The organism is Streptomyces sp. NPDC090442 (assembly GCF_044769405.1).
Classification (GTDB): domain Bacteria; phylum Actinomycetota; class Actinomycetes; order Streptomycetales; family Streptomycetaceae; genus Streptomyces.
Map to the genome: position 1 here is coordinate 1 of NZ_JBIVXW010000035.1, position 16,551 is coordinate 16,551.

Consider the following 16,551-nt stretch of genomic DNA (forward strand, 5'->3'; position numbering starts at 1 on the left):
GTCGGCTCACCGACGGCCAGGGCCGCACGGTCGACTTCCGCAACACCCTCTTGATCCTGACCTCCAACCTGGGCTCCACCTTCCTGATGGATCCGTTGCTCAAGGAGGAGCAGAAGAAGGAGAAGGTACTGGAGGCCGTCCGTGCCGCCTTCCGTCCGGAGTTCCTCAACCGGCTCGACGACCTGGTGGTCTTCCACCCGCTGGGCACCGACCAGCTCCAGCGGATCGCGCGGATCCAGCTGGACCACCTCCAGCGCCGCCTGGGCGACCGCCGGCTCACCCTGGACGTCACCGACCGCGCGCTGACCTGGCTCGCCTGGCTCGGCCAGGAGCCGGTCGTCGACGCTCCGGCCCCGGACCTCTCCTACGGAGCCCGCCCGCTGCGCCGCCTGGTCCAGACGGCCATCGGCGATCAGCTGGCGCGCGCCATCCTGGCCGGCGACGTGCTCGACGGGGACACGGTCCGGGTGGACGTCGACACCGACGGCGAGCGCCTGTCGGTGGCCGCGGTGCGCCCCGCGGCCTGACGGCGGCGGGCGCCCCGCGGCCGCGCCGTCGCCCCCATACGCGCCGGTCCGCCGCCCCGGGGTTGCCAGGACCGGGAGCGTATGGGGGAGGATGGCAGAGACCATACGAAGGGAATTCCACGGTGAGCATCGACCCGTCCTCGATTCCGAATTTCGGGGGCCAGCCCGAACCGCAGCCGTCGGGGCCTGAGGGGCCCGTCGTCCCCGACCAGGACCTGGTCAAGCAGTTGCTCGACCAGATGGAGCTGAAGTACGTCGTCGACGAGGAGGGTGACCTCGCCGCCCCGTGGGAGCAGTTCCGCACGTACTTCATGTTCCGCGGTGAGGCGGAGCAGGAGATCTTCTCCGTCCGCACGTTCTACGACCGCGCCCACGACATCGACGAGAAGCTGAAGCTGCTGGAGGCGATCGACGACTGGAACCGTCGGACGCTCTGGCCCAAGGTGTACACCCACACCCACGACGACGGCAGCGTCCGTCTCATCGGTGAGGCATCGATGCTGGTCGGCACCGGCGTCTCGCTCGAACACTTCGTGTCGAGCACGGTGAGCTGGGTGCGTGCCTCGATCGAATTCGACAAGTGGATCGTCGAGCAGCTCGGCCTGGAGGCCGAGCTCGAAGGCGACTCCGACGAGAAGCCGGGCGACGACGAGGGCTGAGAGCCCCTCGCGTCCCGGCTGCCCGGGCCCCGGAACCGACTCCGTCGGCCTCCGGGGCCCGCGGTCGTTCCCGGGCCCGCGCCCGGCCGCCTCACAGCGGTATCGCGGCGACGGTCAGCAGGTACGTCCCGTACCCGAAGGAGAACGTGGCCAGCGCGGAGCACAGCAGGGCGGTGGTGCGCCGGTGGGCCCCGGCCAGTGCCCGGGCCGCCGGCAGCAGCAGCGGGAAGGCCGGCAGCAGGAAGCGCGGTTTCGACGCGAAGTAGTGGGTGCCGCCCAGGGCGAGGACGACCAGCACGGTGACGTAGCCGAGCACCGCGGCCGGCGGCCGGTCCGCCACCAGCAGGGCGTACAGCAGCAGCGCCACCGCGACCACGGCGAGCGCCAGGCAGTACGCCGGCGGCGCCCCGGTGAGCACCAGGCGCCGGACCGCGCGCAGGGTGTCCCGGCCGAGGTCGAAGCGCGAGCCCCACAGCGCCTGCACGTCGAGGTAGCCCAGCGGTCCGTGGCCGGTGTGCCACCCCACCCACAGCACGTACGCCAGCCACCCGGTCGGCGCGAGCAGCGCGGCCGCCCACAGCCGCCCGGGTGGCACCCGCCCGCCGCCCCGGCCGTCCGGTCGGCGCTGCCGCCAGGCCACGGCCACCACCGCCAGCTCCACCGCGGCGACGGTCGCCAGCGCGCTGGGCCGGGCCAGCCCCGCCAGCGCGGCCAGCGCGCCGGCCCACACCGGGCGCCGGGTCAGCAGTGCGTACAGCGACCAGGCGGACAGCGCGGTCAGCAGCGGCTCGGTGTACGCCATCGACTCGACGACGGCGTGCGGCAGCAGCGCCCACAGGGCGACGAGCAGGACGCCGGTGCGCCGCCCGTGCAGGCGCTCGCCCACCGCGAAGATCCCCCAGGCCGCCGCCAGCGCCGCGGCCCAGGCGACCAGCAGCCCCGCGGAGGCCGCACCGAGCGGCGCCGCCGCCCGCAGGGCCCGCACCAGCCACGGGTACATTGGGAAGAACGCCAGGTCGGCCACCGGCAGTTGGGGCCAGGACCGGGCCACGGCCGGCGAAGCGTAGCCGTGCTGCGCGATGCTCAGGTACCACTGGGAGTCCCAGGACGCGCCCAGCAGCGTCCACGGATGCCGTCCGGTGTGCCGGGCCCAGCCCGCCACGCACAGCACCCCGATGCCCCGGATCCCGGCGAACAGCAGCAGCGCCGGCCGCGCCCGCCGCGCCGCGGCCGCCACCCGTTCCCGTCCGGCCGCTGCCGGCTCCCCGCCGCCCCCCAACGTCTCGGCGACCACCGCCCACCTCCGCTCACCCGTCGTCGCACCCCCGACTCTCGGTGCCCGTGCCGGGGCGTGCGAGCGGGGTGGTCGGATCGGGTGGCGCCCGGCTACAGCCGCTTCAGGCGGTCGGCCGCCTCCCGGAGCACCTCGACGCTCTTGCAGAACGCGAAGCGGACGAAGGGCGCGCCCTGGTCCTGGTGGTCGTAGAAGACGGCGTTGGGGATGGCGACGACGCCGGCGCGCTCGGGCAGCGAGCGGCAGAAGGCGAAGCCGTCGCTCTCGCCGAGCGGGCGGATGTCGGTGGTGATGAAGTACGTGCCGGCCGGTCGGAAGACCCGGAAGCCGGCGTCGGCCAGGCCGGTGGCGAGGATGTCGCGCTTGGCGCGCAGATCGTCGCGGAGCCCGGTGAAGTAGGAGTCGGGCAGGGCCAGCGCCTCGGCCACGGCGTACTGGAAGGGGCCGGCCGAGACGTAGGTGAGGAACTGCTTGGCGGAGCGGACCGCGGTGATCAGCGCGGGGGCGGCGGTCACCCAGCCGACCTTCCAGCCGGTGAACGAGAAGGTCTTGCCGGCCGAGCCGATGGTGACGGTGCGCTCGCGCATGCCGGGGAACGAGGCGAGCGGCAGGTGCTCGCCCTCGAAGACCAGGTGTTCGTAGACCTCGTCGGTGATGACCAACAGGTCGCGCTCGACGGCGAGTTCGGCGATGACGGCGAGCTCTTCGGAGCTCAGGACGGTGCCGGTGGGGTTGTGGGGGGTGTTGAGGAGGAGCAGGCGGGTGTCGTCGGTGAGGGCGTCGCGGAGCTCGTCGAGGTCGAGGTGGTACCGGCCGGTCTCCGCGGAGGGGCGCAGGGTCACCGGGACGCGGTGGCCGCCGGCCATCGCGATGCAGGCGGCGTAGGAGTCGTAGTAGGGCTCCAGGGCGATGACCTCGTCGCCCGGCTCGACCAGGGCGAGCAGCGCGGCGGCGATGGCCTCGGTGGCGCCGGCGGTGACCAGGACCTCGGTGTCGGGGTCGTAGGACAGGCCGCGGTGTCCGTAGAAGCGCTGTTGGTGGGCGGCGACGGCGGCGCGGAGTTCGGGGACGCCGGGGCCCGGCGGGTACTGGTTGCCGCGACCGTCGCGGAGGGCGCGCACCGCTGCCTCCCGGACCTCCTCCGGGCCGTCGGCGTCGGGGAAGCCCTGGCCGAGGTTGATGGAGCCGGTGCGTTGGGCGAGCGCCGACATCTCGGCGAAGATCGTGGTGCCGAAGGCGGCGAGGCGGCGGTTGAGCAGCGGTCGGTCCATGGGCGCCATCCTCCGCCCAACCTCTGGAGTTCCTCAACTGCGCTTTTGAGTCGCCGCGCGCCGGGCACAAGCCACCTGACCATGGAAGACGACGGCGGCCCGACCGGGCGGCCGGTGGCGCGGGACGGTTGCGGCAGCGGCGTACCGGCGCCGACGGAGCGATGCCCTCCCCTCGCCTGAAGGCGCGGGAGGTGCCCCACGCTTCGGGGGAACGGAAGGGGTGTGAGGCAGTGATGCTGGGATTCGTGGTGTTCGCGGTGCTGGTGGTCCTCGTGCTGGTGGCGGTGGGCCTGGCCGCGCGGGGCGGCTCCCGTAAGCGGGGCCGTGACGGCAGGTACGCGGGGGCCGGCAGCGCCAGCAGCGCTGGTGGCGGCGGCAGTTGGTGGGTGGCCGGGAGCGACGGGGGATCCGACGGGGGCGGTGGCGGGCACCACTCTCACCACTCCTCGTGCGGTGGGGGCGGCGGCCACCACGGCGGGCACTCCTGTGGCGGGGGCTCCTCCTGCGGTGGCGGGGGTGGCTGTGGTGGCGGCTCCTGACAGGGGCGCCGGGGGCCGCTGAAGCCTCCGAGAGGCGCTCGTACGTATGTGCCCATGACTGCGGAACGCGTCCGTCCGCGGTCATGGGCACCGCCCTTTTCCGGGGCGTCCAGAACCGTCTATATGGGGCTTCTCCGGCCCCCTCGTCGACACACATGCGGCCAGCTCATGCGGCCTCGCATATGCGCCCGGCGAGTGGCGTGAAATGGCCCAACGTCCCTTGTGTGATGGGGTGTTGAACAGGTGAGCTGCGGGGCCCTCTAGGGGATGGAAACCAGGGCGAAGATGGGTAAAAACGCTGTGAGCATCACCCGATCCGTGATTCCCTCTCCCTTGGGAATCCCCCAGTTCTCGGACCTCGTGTGGGCACGAGCCGGCAGGCAGTCACTGCTCCCTGATCCGCTTCTCGGATGGGCCGACCCACCAACCACTGCGTGCTTGCGGAGCCGCCCCATGCTCACGACCCTGAAGACGGCCTACACCGATACCCGAGCATCCGACCTGGCCTGGGCGTTGGGCAGGGAACCCCTGCCGGCGCTGGCCGTACTGGATCTCCAACTCGACGAGGCGCAGGTGCAGTTGAGGCTGCTCGGGGCCTCTCATCAGGTGCTGCTCGAAGAGGAGCGCGGCACGTGTTCCGAGACCGTCGCCTGCATGCCGGGCAGCAGCACGCCGCTGCCGCTGGGCGTGGCCAAGCGGTTGGGTGACTGGGAGTACGAGTTCGCGGCGCACGTCGAGACGCTCTCGCGCGGCTCGTTCGCCGGCCGGGCACAGGAGTTGCTCGCGCTGGTCGCCGAGCACCCCAACGGCCTCGCCGGCACGTTCCCCGGCTCCCCGCACGCCTTCACCGCCATGCTGGCGCGGCGCCAGCAGGGCCAGGTGCGCTGGCGCACCTGGCACGCCTACCCGCAGGAGGGGCGGCTGGTGGCCACCCGGACGCGGGTCGGGGTGCGGGCGGTGGTCGCGGCCTAGGACGCCTCTGGCGGATCCCCGCGGCGTCGACCGAGGGATGCGGTGTGCCGCTTCCGTGGATGCTTCAACTGGTGTGTGCAGCACCTAGAGTGCACTCCTGTGGGTGACGTAGTGCCGCGTTCTCGTCACGTAGCGTTCATGTCATGATCGACCCGCCAGAGCCCCTCGTCGTCGGAGCGCTCAGGCCACCGGAGGTCCTGACGCCGGCCCGCCTGCCGGTGCCGTGTGGGCTCGGTCGGCTGCTGGTGCTCACCGTGGTCTTCGTCTGCGCGGCCTGCGGTCTGGTCTACGAGCTCGAACTGGTCGCCATGGCAAGCTACTTGACCGGCGACTCGGTCACCCAGGCATCGGTCGTGCTGTCCTTCATGGTGTTCGCGATGGGCGTCGGGGCGCTGCTGGCCAAACGGTTGCGCTGCCGGGCCGCGGTCGGTTTCGGCGCGGTCGAGACGGTGCTGGCGCTGGTCGGCGGCAGCTCCGCGATGGCGCTCTACGCCTGCTTCGCCTGGCTGGGCCAGTCCCGCACCGCGCTGGTCGGCTTCTCGCTCGGCATCGGGGTGCTGATCGGCGCCGAGATACCACTGCTGATGACGCTGATCCAGCGGGTGCGCCGGCAGGACGCCGGCGGCGCGGTAGCCGACCTGTTCGCCGCGGACTACGTCGGCGCGCTGGTCGGCGGGCTGGCCTTCCCCTTCCTCCTGCTGCCCTGCCTGGGGCAGTTGACGGGCACACTGGTCACCGGCGCGGTCAACCAGCTCGCCGGCGCGGTGCTGGTGCTGTGGCTCTTCGGCCGCGACCTGACCCCCCGCGCGCGCTGGGTGCTGCTCGCCGCCAACGCGTTGGCGCTCGCGCTGCTCGGCGCGGGGATGGCGCTGGCCGGCCCGTTCGAGCAGGCCGCGCGCCGGGCGGTGTACGGGACGGCGGCCCGGGTGGCGGAGCAGACCGGCGTGCAGGAGGTGGTGCTGACCGGCGGCACGGACGTCCCGCAGGACGACGACGCGGGGCGCGGGAGGAAAGGTTCCGGCAGACCGCTGGAGCTCTATCTCGACGGCCGGCTGAAGGTCAGCTCCGACAGCGAACGGGCCTACCACCAGGCGCTGGTGGGCCCGGCGATGGCCGGCGGCCGGCACGCCCGGGCCCTGGTCCTCGGCGGCGGCGACGGACTGGCCGCGCGCGAGCTGCTGCGCTACCGCGCGGTCCGCTCGGTGACGGTCGTGGAGATCGACCCGGAGGTGGTCCGACTGGCGCGCACCGACCCGGGGTTGTCCGCCCTGAACCGGCACGCGCTCGACGACCCCCGGGTCCGGGTGGTCACCGCCGACTCCTTCAACTGGCTGCGGCAGCAGGCCCGTTCGCGCCGCGGCCGGGCCGGGCAGTACGACGTGGTGGTCTCCGACCTCCCCGACCCCGGCATCACCGCCAGCACCAAGCTCTACTCCCAGGAGTTCTACGGCCTCGCCCTGCGGACGCTCGCCCCCGGCGGGCGGCTGGCGGTGCACGCCGGGCCGCCGCTCGCCCGGGCCCGGGTGTACTGGACGGTGGAGGCGACGCTGCGCTCGGTGGGTCTCGTCACGATGCCGTACCGCGCCGCCGGCCGGCGGCCCGACTTCTCGGGCGACCCGGACCGCTCGGTCGTCCCGCTCCCCCCGCCGGCCGGGCCCGGTGCGCGGGGCGGTCCGCCGTCCGCGACGCGGTACTGGGGCTTCGTGCTGGCCGCGCGGCGGCCGCCCCGGCTCGTCGCGGCGCCGGACGCCCCGTCCACCGCCGCTCCGCTGCGCGACCTGCGGGCCGGCTGGCGGGGCGAGGCCCAGGAGCGCATCCCCGGGCTGCCGCCCTCGACGCTGATGCACCCGCGGTACGGGCAATGAGCGGCACGGACACCGCACCGAGGGGTGCCCCTGGCACGGGCAGAGGAATTAGGCTCCCATGCCATGGAGCATGAGGTGTACGTTCCGTTTCCCGTCCGGACCGTGCGACGGGCGCTCACCGAACCGGAGCGCGTGGCGCGCTGCGTCCCAGGAGTCCAACTCGACGCCGACGCCGCCGCGCACCGCCCCCAGGGCCGGCTGCGGCTGCGGGTCGGCGGCTCCACCATCACCTACCGCGGCACCCTGACCGTCGACGGCGGCCCGGCCGACGCCTCCCCCGGCGCCGACGGCCCGGTCGCCCCGGTGACCGTCGAGATGTCCGGCACCGAGACCCGGGGCGACGGTGCGGTGGCGGTGACGCTGTCCGTGCGGCTGGCCCCGGCCACCGAGCCCGGCCCCGGGACGACGCTGGTGTGCACCGGCGCGGTCACCCTCGGCGGCCGACTGGCCGCCGCCGAGGGCCAGTTGGCGGGGACCGCCGGGCGCCGGCTGCTGGACCGCTTCGCGGAGAACCTCGCGGCGGACCTGACGGACCGTCCGCCGGCCGCACCGCCCGAGGACTCCGGGGCGGTGTCGCAGAGCATCTTCGACACCGAGGTGCCGCCGCCGTCGCTCGACCCGCTCAGCGACGCCGAGGACGACGTCAGCGTGGTCGCCGACCCCGAGGACCCGGCCGAGCCCGAGGCGGTGGCGGCCCCCGACGAGAGCGCCCCCGCGTTCGACGACTCCGACGACCTCGACACCGCGGACGGCCCCGGCGCCCCCGACGACCCGGAGGACCTGACCGCGGCCGCGCCCGCGGAGGCCGCGCACGCCCGCCGGACGATGATCGGTCGCAGCGCGGAGGAGGTCGACCACGCCCCGCCGCGCGGCCGTTACGCGCCGGTGCCCGCGCCGGAGCCCGGCGGCAGCGCGGTGCCGCTGCGCTGGGCCGCGCCCGCCGCCGCGGTGGTGCTGGCGTCGGCGGTGGTGGTCGGGCGGGTGCTGCGGCGGCGCCGGTGACCGGACGACCGGCGGGGGCGGGGGCCTGGTGCGCCGGGGTGGGCCGCCGCCGGCGGCGCGGCCCGGATGCCCGGCCGCGGGCGGGCGCACCGTTAGGGTCGCTTCCGTGAGCACCGAGAACACCATGCAGGAGCGGGACGCGGACGGCGTGCTGCTGTCCGCCGGGGACGCCGAACTGACCGTGCACCCGGACAACGGCTGCCGCCTCGGCAGCCTGCGCATCGGCGGCACCGAACTGCTGCGGCAGGGCGACAAGTACGGCTGCTTCCCGATGGTCCCGTGGTGCGGCCGGACCGACCAGGGACGGTTCCGCAACGGCGGCGAGCTGCACCAGATGCCGGTCAACTCCCCGCCGCACGCCATCCACGGCACCGGCCGCGACCTCCGCTGGCGCACGGCGCGCGTCGACGACACCGGGGCCGCCTTCACCTACGACCTGGCCGACCCCGCGGCCCCCTGGCCGTATCCGGGGACCGTCACCCAGGTCGTCGAGCTGGCCGAGGACGGCGGTTCGCTCACGCTCAGCATGGGCGTCGAGGCGACCGGCGACTCCTTCCCGGCGCAGGCCGGTTGGCACCCGTGGTTCCTGCGGAACCTCGACGGGGGCGACGACGTCCGCGTCGACTTCGCCCCCGAGTGGCAGGAGGAGCGCGGGGCGGACCACCTCCCGACCGGCCGCCGGATCACGCCGAAGCCCGGGCCGTGGGACGACTGCTTCGGGATGCCGCGCGGCGTCGACGTCACGCTCACCTGGCCGGGCCGGCTGGAACTGACGGTCTCCAGCCGCGCCGAGTGGGTCGTGGTCTACGACGAGCAGGAGGCCGCGGTCTGCGTGGAGCCGCAGTCCGGCCCGCCGAACGGCCTGAACACCGCCCCGCGACTGGTCACCCCGATCGACCCGCTGGAGGTCTCGACGACCTGGCGCTGGCGCGCGCTGTAGCCGGCGGGCGTCGAGGTGAGGGCGCTGTCCTAAGCTCGTGCGCATGACTGACGACGTGCGCGGCGCGCTGCTGCAGCAGATCAAGGACAAGGCCGTGGTGCACGGCAAGGTGACGCTCTCCTCCGGCAAGGAGGCCGACTACTACATCGACCTGCGCCGGATCACCCTCGACAGCGAGGCGGCGCCGCTGGTCGGTCAGGTGATGCTCGACCTCACCGCCGAGCTCGACTTCGACGCGGTCGGCGGGCTGACGCTCGGCGCCGACCCGGTGGCGACGTCGATGCTGCACGCCGCCGCCGCCCGCGGCCGCCGGCTGGACGCCTTCGTCGTCCGCAAGGCGCAGAAGGCCCACGGGATGCAGCGCCGCATCGAGGGCCCGGACATCAAGGGCCGCCGGGTCCTGGTCGTCGAGGACACCTCCACCACCGGCGGCTCGCCGCTGACCGCCGTCGAGGCGGCGCGCGAGGCCGGCGCCGAGGTGGTTGCGGTGGCAACGATCGTCGACCGGGGTGCCGCTTCGGCCATCGACGGCGCCGGGCTCCCCTACCTCACCGGCTACCGGCTCGGCGACCTCGGCCTGAGCTGACAACCCGATCGGGTCGTCTTCGCTGACCTGCGGATTCGTCGTAGGACCGGTGTTTCGCGGGAAGCCACGGGCAGGTTTCACGTGAAACACCGGTTGCCGTTCGACGCCGAACCCCTCGGCTTCGGACGCCGGCCGCCCCATGGGCGATGTGGAGCAATCCGGTGAGTCTGGGAAGATGTGCCACGGCGAAGCCGTCGCCCCCTGGTCAGGGCCAAGAACGCACACCCCGCACACACAAGGAGCGGACAGATGCCCATCGCAACCCCTGAGGTCTACAACGAGATGCTGGACCGGGCGAAGGCAGGCAAGTTCGCCTACCCGGCCATCAACGTGACCTCCTCGCAGACCCTGCACGCTGCGCTGCGCGGTTTCGCGGAGGCCGAGAGCGACGGCATCATCCAGATCTCCACCGGTGGTGCGGAGTTCCTGGGCGGTCAGTACAACAAGGACATGGTCACCGGCGCGGTGGCGCTCGCCGAGTTCGCGCACGTGGTCGCCGAGAAGTACGACGTCAACATCGCGCTGCACACCGACCACTGCCCCAAGGACAAGCTGGACGGCTACGTCCGCCCGCTGATCGCGATCTCCGAGGAGCGCGTCAAGGCCGGCCGCAACCCGCTCTTCCAGTCGCACATGTGGGACGGCTCCGCCGAGACCCTCGCGGACAACCTGGCCCTCGCGCAGGAGCTGCTGCCCCGCGCCGCCGCCGCCAAGATCATCCTTGAGGTCGAGATCACCCCGACCGGTGGCGAGGAGGACGGCGTCACCCACGAGATCAACGACGAGCTCTACACCACGGTCGACGACGCGCTGCGCACCGCCGAGGCGCTGGGCCTGGGCGAGAAGGGCCGCTACCTGCTCGCCGCCTCCTTCGGCAACGTCCACGGCGTCTACAAGCCGGGCAACGTCGTGCTCCGCCCCGAGCTGCTGAAGGACCTCCAGCAGGGCGTCGGCGCCAAGTACGGCAAGACCGCGCCGTTCGACTTCGTCTTCCACGGCGGCTCCGGCTCCACCGAGGAGGAGATCGCCAACGCGCTGGAGAACGGCGTGGTCAAGATGAACCTCGACACCGACACCCAGTACGCCTTCACCCGCCCCGTCGCGGACCACATGTTCCGCAACTACGACGGCGTGCTGAAGGTCGACGGCGAGGTCGGCAACAAGAAGACCTACGACCCGCGCACCTGGGGCAAGGCGGCCGAGGCCGGCATGGCCAAGCGCGTCACCGAGGCGTGCGGCAACCTGCGCTCCACCGGCACCAAGCTGAAGTAGGCGCTGCTCAAGCGGCTTCGAAGGGCCCCGCGACCGGCACCGGTTGCGGGGCCCTTCGCGTTCCCGACCGGCCGGACGGGCGGACGGCCCCGGATCGGGGCATGCTCACCGTATGGATGAGCCGGCGAGGAGCGAGCCGAGCCGCGCGCCGGGCGGGATCCGGTTGGCCTCGCCGCAGGGCCGCCGGGTGCTGACCACGACCGTCCTCGGCTCGGGGATGGCGATGCTCGACAGCACGGTCGTCAATGTCGCGCTGCCGAGGATCGGCGCGGACCTCAACACGGACCTGGCGGTCCTCCAGTGGACCGTCACCGCCTACATGCTCACCCTCTCCTCCCTGATCCTGCTGGGCGGTTCGCTCGGCGACCGGTACGGCCGGCGCCGGGTCTTCGTCATCGGCGTCGTCTGGTTCGCGGTGGCCTCGCTGCTGTGCGGACTGGCGCCGAACGCCGGGGTGCTGGTCGCCTCCCGCGCGCTCCAGGGCATCGGCGGCGCCCTGCTCACCCCCGGCTCGCTCGCCCTCATCCAGGCCGTCTTCCACCCCGACGACCGGGCGCGGGCGGTCGGCGCCTGGTCCGGCCTGGGCGGGGTGGCCGCCGCGATCGGCCCGTTCGTCGGCGGCTGGCTGGTGGACGGCGTCGGGTGGCGCTGGGTGTTCTTCCTCAACGTGCCGCTGGCGGTGGCCTGTGTGCCGATCGCGCTGCGGCACGTCCCGGAGACCCGCGAGCGGGGCGCGGCCGGGGCGCGCGGCTTCGACGTGCTGGGCGCGGTCCTGGGCGCGCTGGCCCTGGCCGGCGTCAGCTACGCCCTGATCGCGGCGCCGGGCCGGGGCGTCTCCCCCGGCGTGCTGGTGCCCGCGCTGCTCGGGCTGCTGCTCGGCGCGGTCTTCCTGCGCGTCGAGCGGCGGCGGGCCGACCCGATGCTGCCGCCGCAGATCTTCGCCATCCGGCAGTTCAGCGCCGTGAACGCGGTGACGGTCTGCGTCTACGCCGCGTTCAGCGGCTTCTTCTTCCTCTCCGTGCTCCAGCTCCAGGTCGTCGCGGGCTACTCGGCCCTCCAGGCCGGCACCGCGCTGCTGCCCACCACCGTGCTGATGCTGTTGCTGTCGGCCCGCTCCGGCGAACTGGGACAGCGCATCGGTCCGCGCATCCCGCTCACCGTCGGCCCGCTGCTCTGCGCCGCCGGCATGCTCCTGATGACCCGGGTCGGCCCGGGCGCGACCTACGTCACCGACGTCCTGCCGGCCCTCGTGGTGCTGGGCGCCGGCATGGTGACCCTGGTCGCCCCGCTCACCGCCACCGTGCTGGCCTCGGTGGACGTCGACCGGGCGGGCCTGGCCAGCGGCATCAACAACGCCGCGGCCCGCGCCGCCGGGCTGATGGCCGTCGCCGCCCTCCCGCTCCTGGCCGGCATGAGCCCGGAGGCCTACCGCTCACCCCCCGCCTTCGACGCCGCCTTCCGCCGCGCCATGCCCCTGTGCGCCCTGGTCCTCCTCGTAGGCGCCCTGATCGCCTGGCTGACCGTCCGCCGCACGGCCCCCCAACCCCCCGAGGAGCCGTCCCACGCCGAGTGCACTTACCACTGCGGCATGACCGCCCCACCCCTGGACCCCGGCGACACCACCCCCCACCTCTCCACGGGAGGCGACGGACCCGAGGAATCCACCTGACAACCCGCACCAACCCACCGACGCGAGCCTCCACGCACCGTTCCCACCACCCCCGCCCCGGAGGCCCGTCACCGCACCCCGAAAGCCCCGCGCAGCGGACACCGGCCCGTCCGCCCCGGGCCGCAGGCGCGCTCAGCGTCCCCACGGCGGGAAAGCCGACAACGTGGGCCGCCCCCACGGGGCAAACTGGCAGCATGCCCATTCACGAAAACCTCCTCGGGGGACCGCCCCCGACCCACCTGCCCGACGACCCCGAGCCCCGCGAGCTGCTCGCCTCGGGCGCCGCACCGGCCGACGTGGCCGCGAAGTACCCGGCCTCCTCGCTGGTCTGGGCGCAGCTCGCGGACGACGCCTTCGAGGGCGGCCGGGTCGTCGAGTCGTACGCCTACGCCCGCACCGGCTACCACCGCGGCCTGGACGCGCTGCGCCGGGCCGGCTGGAAGGGCCACGGCCCGGTGCCGTTCGAGCACGAGCCCAACCGCGGCTTCCTGCGCGCGCTGCACGCCCTCGCCCGCGCCGCCCAGGCGATCGGCGAGCAGGAGGAGTACGAGCGCTGCTCGACCTTCCTCCGCGACTCCTCGCCGACCGCGGCCGACACCCTCTCCTGACGTCGCCGCCCCTCCTCAAGTCGCCGCGATAGGTCGCCGCGAACCACCGTGAACCACCCCGCCCCGGCCTTCCGGGGCGGTCCGCAGGGGCCGGCCGCGCGATCGCGGCCGGCCCTTGCGCGGTGGTGGTGCAGCACCGATGATTTCAGTGGGTCGGGGCATCCCCGGCCCGAGGGGACCGGGGCTCCCGAGCCGACGAGGAAGGAGCGGACCGCTACCCGGTAGTTCGCACCTGAGGAGTCCCTCATGTCGAAGCCGTCTCCCACCCATCCCGCGCACGGCGCCCCGGCGTCGGACGCCGCGGCCACCGAGGCGGAGCCCCCGTTCGGTCCCGATCTGAGCATCGGCGCCAGCGCCACCACCCCGTACGAGGACTACGTCCGCGCGGGCGTCCTCACCCACCTCCAGCAGCTCCAGTCCGACGACCCGGGCGAGATGGTCTTCCTGGTCACGACCCAGGTGATGGAGCTGTGGTTCACCGTGATCGTCCACGAGTGGCACACCGCCACCGAGGCGCTGCGCCGGGACGACCTGCCGGTGGCGGTGGACGCGCTGCGCCGCTCCACGTGGGAGCTGGAGGCGCTGAACGCCGCCTGGAAGCCGCTGGCCCGGCTGACGCCGGCGCAGTTCAACGCCTACCGCGGCGCGCTCGGCGAGGGCAGCGGCTTCCAGTCCACGATGTACCGGCGGCTGGAGTTCCTGCTCGGCGAGAAGTCCGCGGCGATGCTGGTGCCGCACCGCGGCTCCCCGGAGGACCACGCCGCGCTGGAGAAGGCGCTGCACGAACCGAGCCTGTACGACGAGGTGCTGCGGCTGCTGGCGCGCCGCGGCCACCCCGTCCCGGAGGCCGTCCTGCGGCGCGACCCGGCCGGGCGGTACGAGTCGGACGAGGCCGTCGAGGAGGTCTGGGCGCGGATCCTCGACGGGCCGCAGGACGGTGAACTGGTGCGGCTGGCCGAGCTGTTGACCGATGTCGCGGAGCTGGTCTGGCGCTGGCGCAACGACCATCTCGTGGCGACCCGGCGGGCGATGGGAGCGAAAATGGGTACCGGCGGGTCCGCGGGCGTCGCCTGGTTGGAGAAGCGGGCCCGCAAGAACGTCTTCCCCGAGCTGTGGACGGCGCGAAGCCATGTCTGAGAGCCACGAGACCCCGCAGGGGCCACCCACCCCGCAGCGCCCCGGCCCGTTGGGCGCCGGGGCACCCGCGCTGGCGGACCGCGCCGCGGAGCTGGACGCGGCCGGGCCGCTGACGGCCACCCGCGACCGCTTCGTCCTCGACGACACCGTCTACCTCGACGGCAACTCGCTGGGCGCGCTGCCCCGTTCGGTGCCCGGCCGGATGGCCGAGGTGATCGGCCGGGAGTGGGGCGAGCTGCGCATCCGGTCCTGGACCGAGGCCGGTTGGTGGACCGCGCCCGAGCGGATCGGCGAGAAGATCGCCCCGCTGATCGGGGCCGCGCCGGGCCAAGTGGTGGTCGGCGACTCCACCAGCATCAACGTCTTCAAGGCGGTGACCGGCGGCATCCGGATGGCCGGGAAGGGCTGCACGGAGATCCTGGTCGACGCCACGACCTTCCCCACCGACGGCTATGTCGCCCGTTCCGCGGCCCGGATGGCCGGCCTCGCGGTGCGCCCGGTGGAGCCCGCGCGGATCGCCGACGAGGTCACCGAGCGCACCGCGCTGGCGCTGGTCAACCACGTCGACTACCGCACCGGCGAGCTCAACGACATGGCCCAGATCACCTCCGCGCTGCACTCCGCGGGCGCGCTGGCGGTGTGGGACCTGTGCCACAGCGCCGGCGCGCTGCCGGTCGCGCTGGACGCCTGCGGGGTGGACCTCGCGGTGGGCTGCACGTACAAGTACCTCAACGGCGGCCCGGGTTCGCCCGCGTACCTCTACCTCCGCGAGAGCCTCCAGGAGCGGTTCGAGTCGCCGCTGCCGGGCTGGAACTCGCACGCCGACCCGTTCGGGATGGAGCCCCACTACGCCCCGGCCGAGGGGGCCCTGCGCGGCCGTGTCGGCACCCCCGACATCCTCTCGATGCTGGCCCTGGAGGCGGCGCTGGAGGCGTGGGAGGGCGTCTCGATCGAGGAGGTGCGGACCAAGAGCCTGGCGCTGACGGACTTCTTCCTGGAGTGCGTGGCCGCGTACGCGCCGCCCGGGCGGGTCCGCTCGGCCACCCCGACCGAACACCGGCGGCGCGGCAGCCAGGTGTCGCTCGCCTGCGCGCCGGGGCCGGACGGCGCCTCCGTGGCCGGTGAGGTGATGGCGGAGCTGATCCGGCGCGGGGTGGTCGGCGACTACCGCCCTCCGGACCTGCTGCGCTTCGGCTTCACCCCGCTCTACACCACCTTCGCCGACGCGGAGCGGGCGGCGCGGGTGCTCGGCGAGATCCTGCGGGAGCGGGCCGACGGGGAGCCGGCGGCGGCGCCCGACGAGGGGCCCGCGGCGGACGGCGACGCCGGGTGAGCGCGGCGGACGAGGAGGCGGCGCTGCTGGGGCTCGCCCCGGTGGCGCCGGACCGCACGGTGTCCTACGGCCCGCACCCGGACCAGGTCGTGGACCTGTACGGGCGCTGGCCGGGGTCCGGGCCCCTCGTCGTCCTGCTGCACGGCGGGTTCTGGCGGGCCGCGTACGACCGGCACCATCTCTCGCCGTGCGCGGCGGAGTTGGCCCGGCACGGGTTGCCGGTCGCGCTCGCCGAGTACCGCAGGGTGGGGGCGGGCGGGGGCGCGCCGCAGACGTTCCAGGACGTGCCGGCGGCCGTCGCGGCCGCGGCCGACGCCGGGGCGGTGCCCGGGGCCGGCCCCCGGGAGGTGGTGCTCGTCGGGCACTCCGCCGGCGGCCACCTCGCGCTGCTCGCCGCCGCCCGCCCCGGTACGCCGGTGACCGAGGTCATCGCCGTGGCGCCGGTCGCCGATCTGGCGCGCGCCCACGAGCTGGGCCTCAGCGACGGCGCGGTCGCCGGGCTGCTCGGCACCGGCCCCGGCTTCGCCGGCCGGCTGGCCGCCGCCGACCCGGTCCGCCACCCGCCGGCCGGCGTCCCGGTCACGCTGCTGCACGGCACCGACGACCCGGACGTCCCCGTGGACCTCTCGCGCCGCTACGCGGCCGCCCACCCGGCCGCCACCGCGCTGCGCGAGCTGCCCGGCACCGGCCACTTCGCCGCGCTGACGCCGGGCACCGGGCCCTTCCGGACGCTGCTCGCGCTGCTGCGCGGCGAGGCGTTCGACACCGGGCCGGCGCCCGGGGAACCGCTCGGTGGCGGCCCGACCGCACCGCGTAGTACTTGAGACGGATCCCGGCAGATCCGCTTCGGTGGGGACGCCCGGGCGGGTCGTCGCTG

Annotated in this window: 16 protein-coding genes; 14 read left to right on the plus strand and 2 right to left on the minus strand. The window is 74.2% G+C overall.

Annotation, left to right across the window (positions count from 1 at the left end; translation table 11 throughout):
* Both ACIQU6_RS24095 and ACIQU6_RS24100 read left to right on the plus strand, forming a co-directional pair.
* A partial coding sequence (locus ACIQU6_RS24095; RefSeq protein WP_403483744.1) for an AAA family ATPase occupies positions 1 to 527 on the plus strand: 527 nt, incomplete at its 5' end.
* 122 nt (positions 528 to 649) lie between these two features.
* Entirely contained in the window at positions 650 to 1,186 is a 537-nt protein-coding gene (locus tag ACIQU6_RS24100) for a YbjN domain-containing protein (protein WP_403483745.1), read from the plus strand.
* 91 nt (positions 1,187 to 1,277) lie between these two features.
* On the opposite strand, the gene ACIQU6_RS24105 is transcribed toward ACIQU6_RS24100, so the two are convergent.
* Both ACIQU6_RS24105 and ACIQU6_RS24110 read right to left on the minus strand, forming a co-directional pair.
* Positions 1,278 to 2,480 carry a hypothetical protein gene (locus ACIQU6_RS24105; protein WP_403483746.1) on the minus strand — a complete coding sequence of 401 codons (1,203 nt, stop codon included), beginning with the start codon at positions 2,478 to 2,480 and terminating at the stop codon, positions 1,278 to 1,280.
* A 92-nt stretch (positions 2,481 to 2,572) separates the two neighbouring features.
* On the minus strand, positions 2,573 to 3,751 hold the full coding sequence (locus tag ACIQU6_RS24110; protein ID WP_403483747.1) for a pyridoxal phosphate-dependent aminotransferase: 1,179 nt from the start codon (positions 3,749 to 3,751) through the stop codon (positions 2,573 to 2,575).
* Positions 3,752 to 3,981: 230 nt separating this feature from the next.
* Here ACIQU6_RS24110 and ACIQU6_RS24115 point away from each other — a divergent pair, with 230 nt between their 5' ends.
* The 12 genes from ACIQU6_RS24115 to ACIQU6_RS24170 all read left to right on the plus strand — a co-directional run bounded on the left by ACIQU6_RS24115 (position 3,982) and on the right by ACIQU6_RS24170 (position 16,498).
* Complete coding sequence (locus ACIQU6_RS24115) at positions 3,982 to 4,290, plus strand: hypothetical protein (protein WP_403483748.1); 309 nt, start codon at positions 3,982 to 3,984, stop codon at positions 4,288 to 4,290.
* A gap of 453 nt (positions 4,291 to 4,743) precedes the next feature.
* Positions 4,744 to 5,262, plus strand: a complete 519-nt coding sequence (locus ACIQU6_RS24120) for a DUF2617 family protein (RefSeq protein WP_403483749.1) — start codon at positions 4,744 to 4,746, stop codon at positions 5,260 to 5,262.
* 143 nt (positions 5,263 to 5,405) lie between these two features.
* Positions 5,406 to 7,127: a polyamine aminopropyltransferase gene (locus ACIQU6_RS24125; protein WP_403483750.1), complete on the plus strand. Its 1,722-nt coding sequence runs from the start codon at positions 5,406 to 5,408 to the stop codon at positions 7,125 to 7,127.
* Between the two features lie 63 nt (positions 7,128 to 7,190).
* Positions 7,191 to 8,129, plus strand: a complete 939-nt coding sequence (locus tag ACIQU6_RS24130; RefSeq protein ID WP_403483751.1) for an SRPBCC domain-containing protein — start codon at positions 7,191 to 7,193, stop codon at positions 8,127 to 8,129.
* A gap of 124 nt (positions 8,130 to 8,253) precedes the next feature.
* Complete coding sequence (locus ACIQU6_RS24135) at positions 8,254 to 9,069, plus strand: aldose 1-epimerase (RefSeq protein ID WP_403483820.1); 816 nt, start codon at positions 8,254 to 8,256, stop codon at positions 9,067 to 9,069.
* Positions 9,070 to 9,112: 43 nt separating this feature from the next.
* Positions 9,113 to 9,655, plus strand: a complete 543-nt coding sequence (gene pyrE / locus ACIQU6_RS24140; RefSeq protein WP_403483752.1) for an orotate phosphoribosyltransferase — start codon at positions 9,113 to 9,115, stop codon at positions 9,653 to 9,655.
* A 249-nt stretch (positions 9,656 to 9,904) separates the two neighbouring features.
* The gene (fbaA, locus tag ACIQU6_RS24145) at positions 9,905 to 10,927 is read left to right on the plus strand and encodes a class II fructose-bisphosphate aldolase (RefSeq protein ID WP_403483753.1); all 1,023 of its coding nucleotides are present in this window, start codon (positions 9,905 to 9,907) and stop codon (positions 10,925 to 10,927) included.
* 112 nt (positions 10,928 to 11,039) lie between these two features.
* Complete coding sequence (locus ACIQU6_RS24150; protein WP_403483754.1) at positions 11,040 to 12,596, plus strand: MFS transporter; 1,557 nt, start codon at positions 11,040 to 11,042, stop codon at positions 12,594 to 12,596.
* A gap of 194 nt (positions 12,597 to 12,790) precedes the next feature.
* Positions 12,791 to 13,204, plus strand: a complete 414-nt coding sequence (locus ACIQU6_RS24155; RefSeq protein WP_403483755.1) for a DUF3151 domain-containing protein — start codon at positions 12,791 to 12,793, stop codon at positions 13,202 to 13,204.
* A 246-nt stretch (positions 13,205 to 13,450) separates the two neighbouring features.
* Positions 13,451 to 14,341, plus strand: coding sequence for a tryptophan 2,3-dioxygenase family protein (locus ACIQU6_RS24160; RefSeq protein WP_403483756.1), 891 nt, complete (start codon positions 13,451 to 13,453; stop codon positions 14,339 to 14,341).
* Positions 14,334 to 15,674 carry a kynureninase gene (kynU, locus tag ACIQU6_RS24165; RefSeq protein ID WP_403483757.1) on the plus strand — a complete coding sequence of 447 codons (1,341 nt, stop codon included), beginning with the start codon at positions 14,334 to 14,336 and terminating at the stop codon, positions 15,672 to 15,674. Before ACIQU6_RS24160 ends, kynU begins: the two co-directional genes overlap by 8 nt.
* A complete protein-coding gene (locus ACIQU6_RS24170) occupies positions 15,671 to 16,498 on the plus strand; it encodes an alpha/beta hydrolase family protein (protein WP_403483758.1) in 828 nt (275 codons plus the stop codon). Before kynU ends, ACIQU6_RS24170 begins: the two co-directional genes overlap by 4 nt.
* Positions 16,499 to 16,551: the final 53 nt, after the last annotated feature.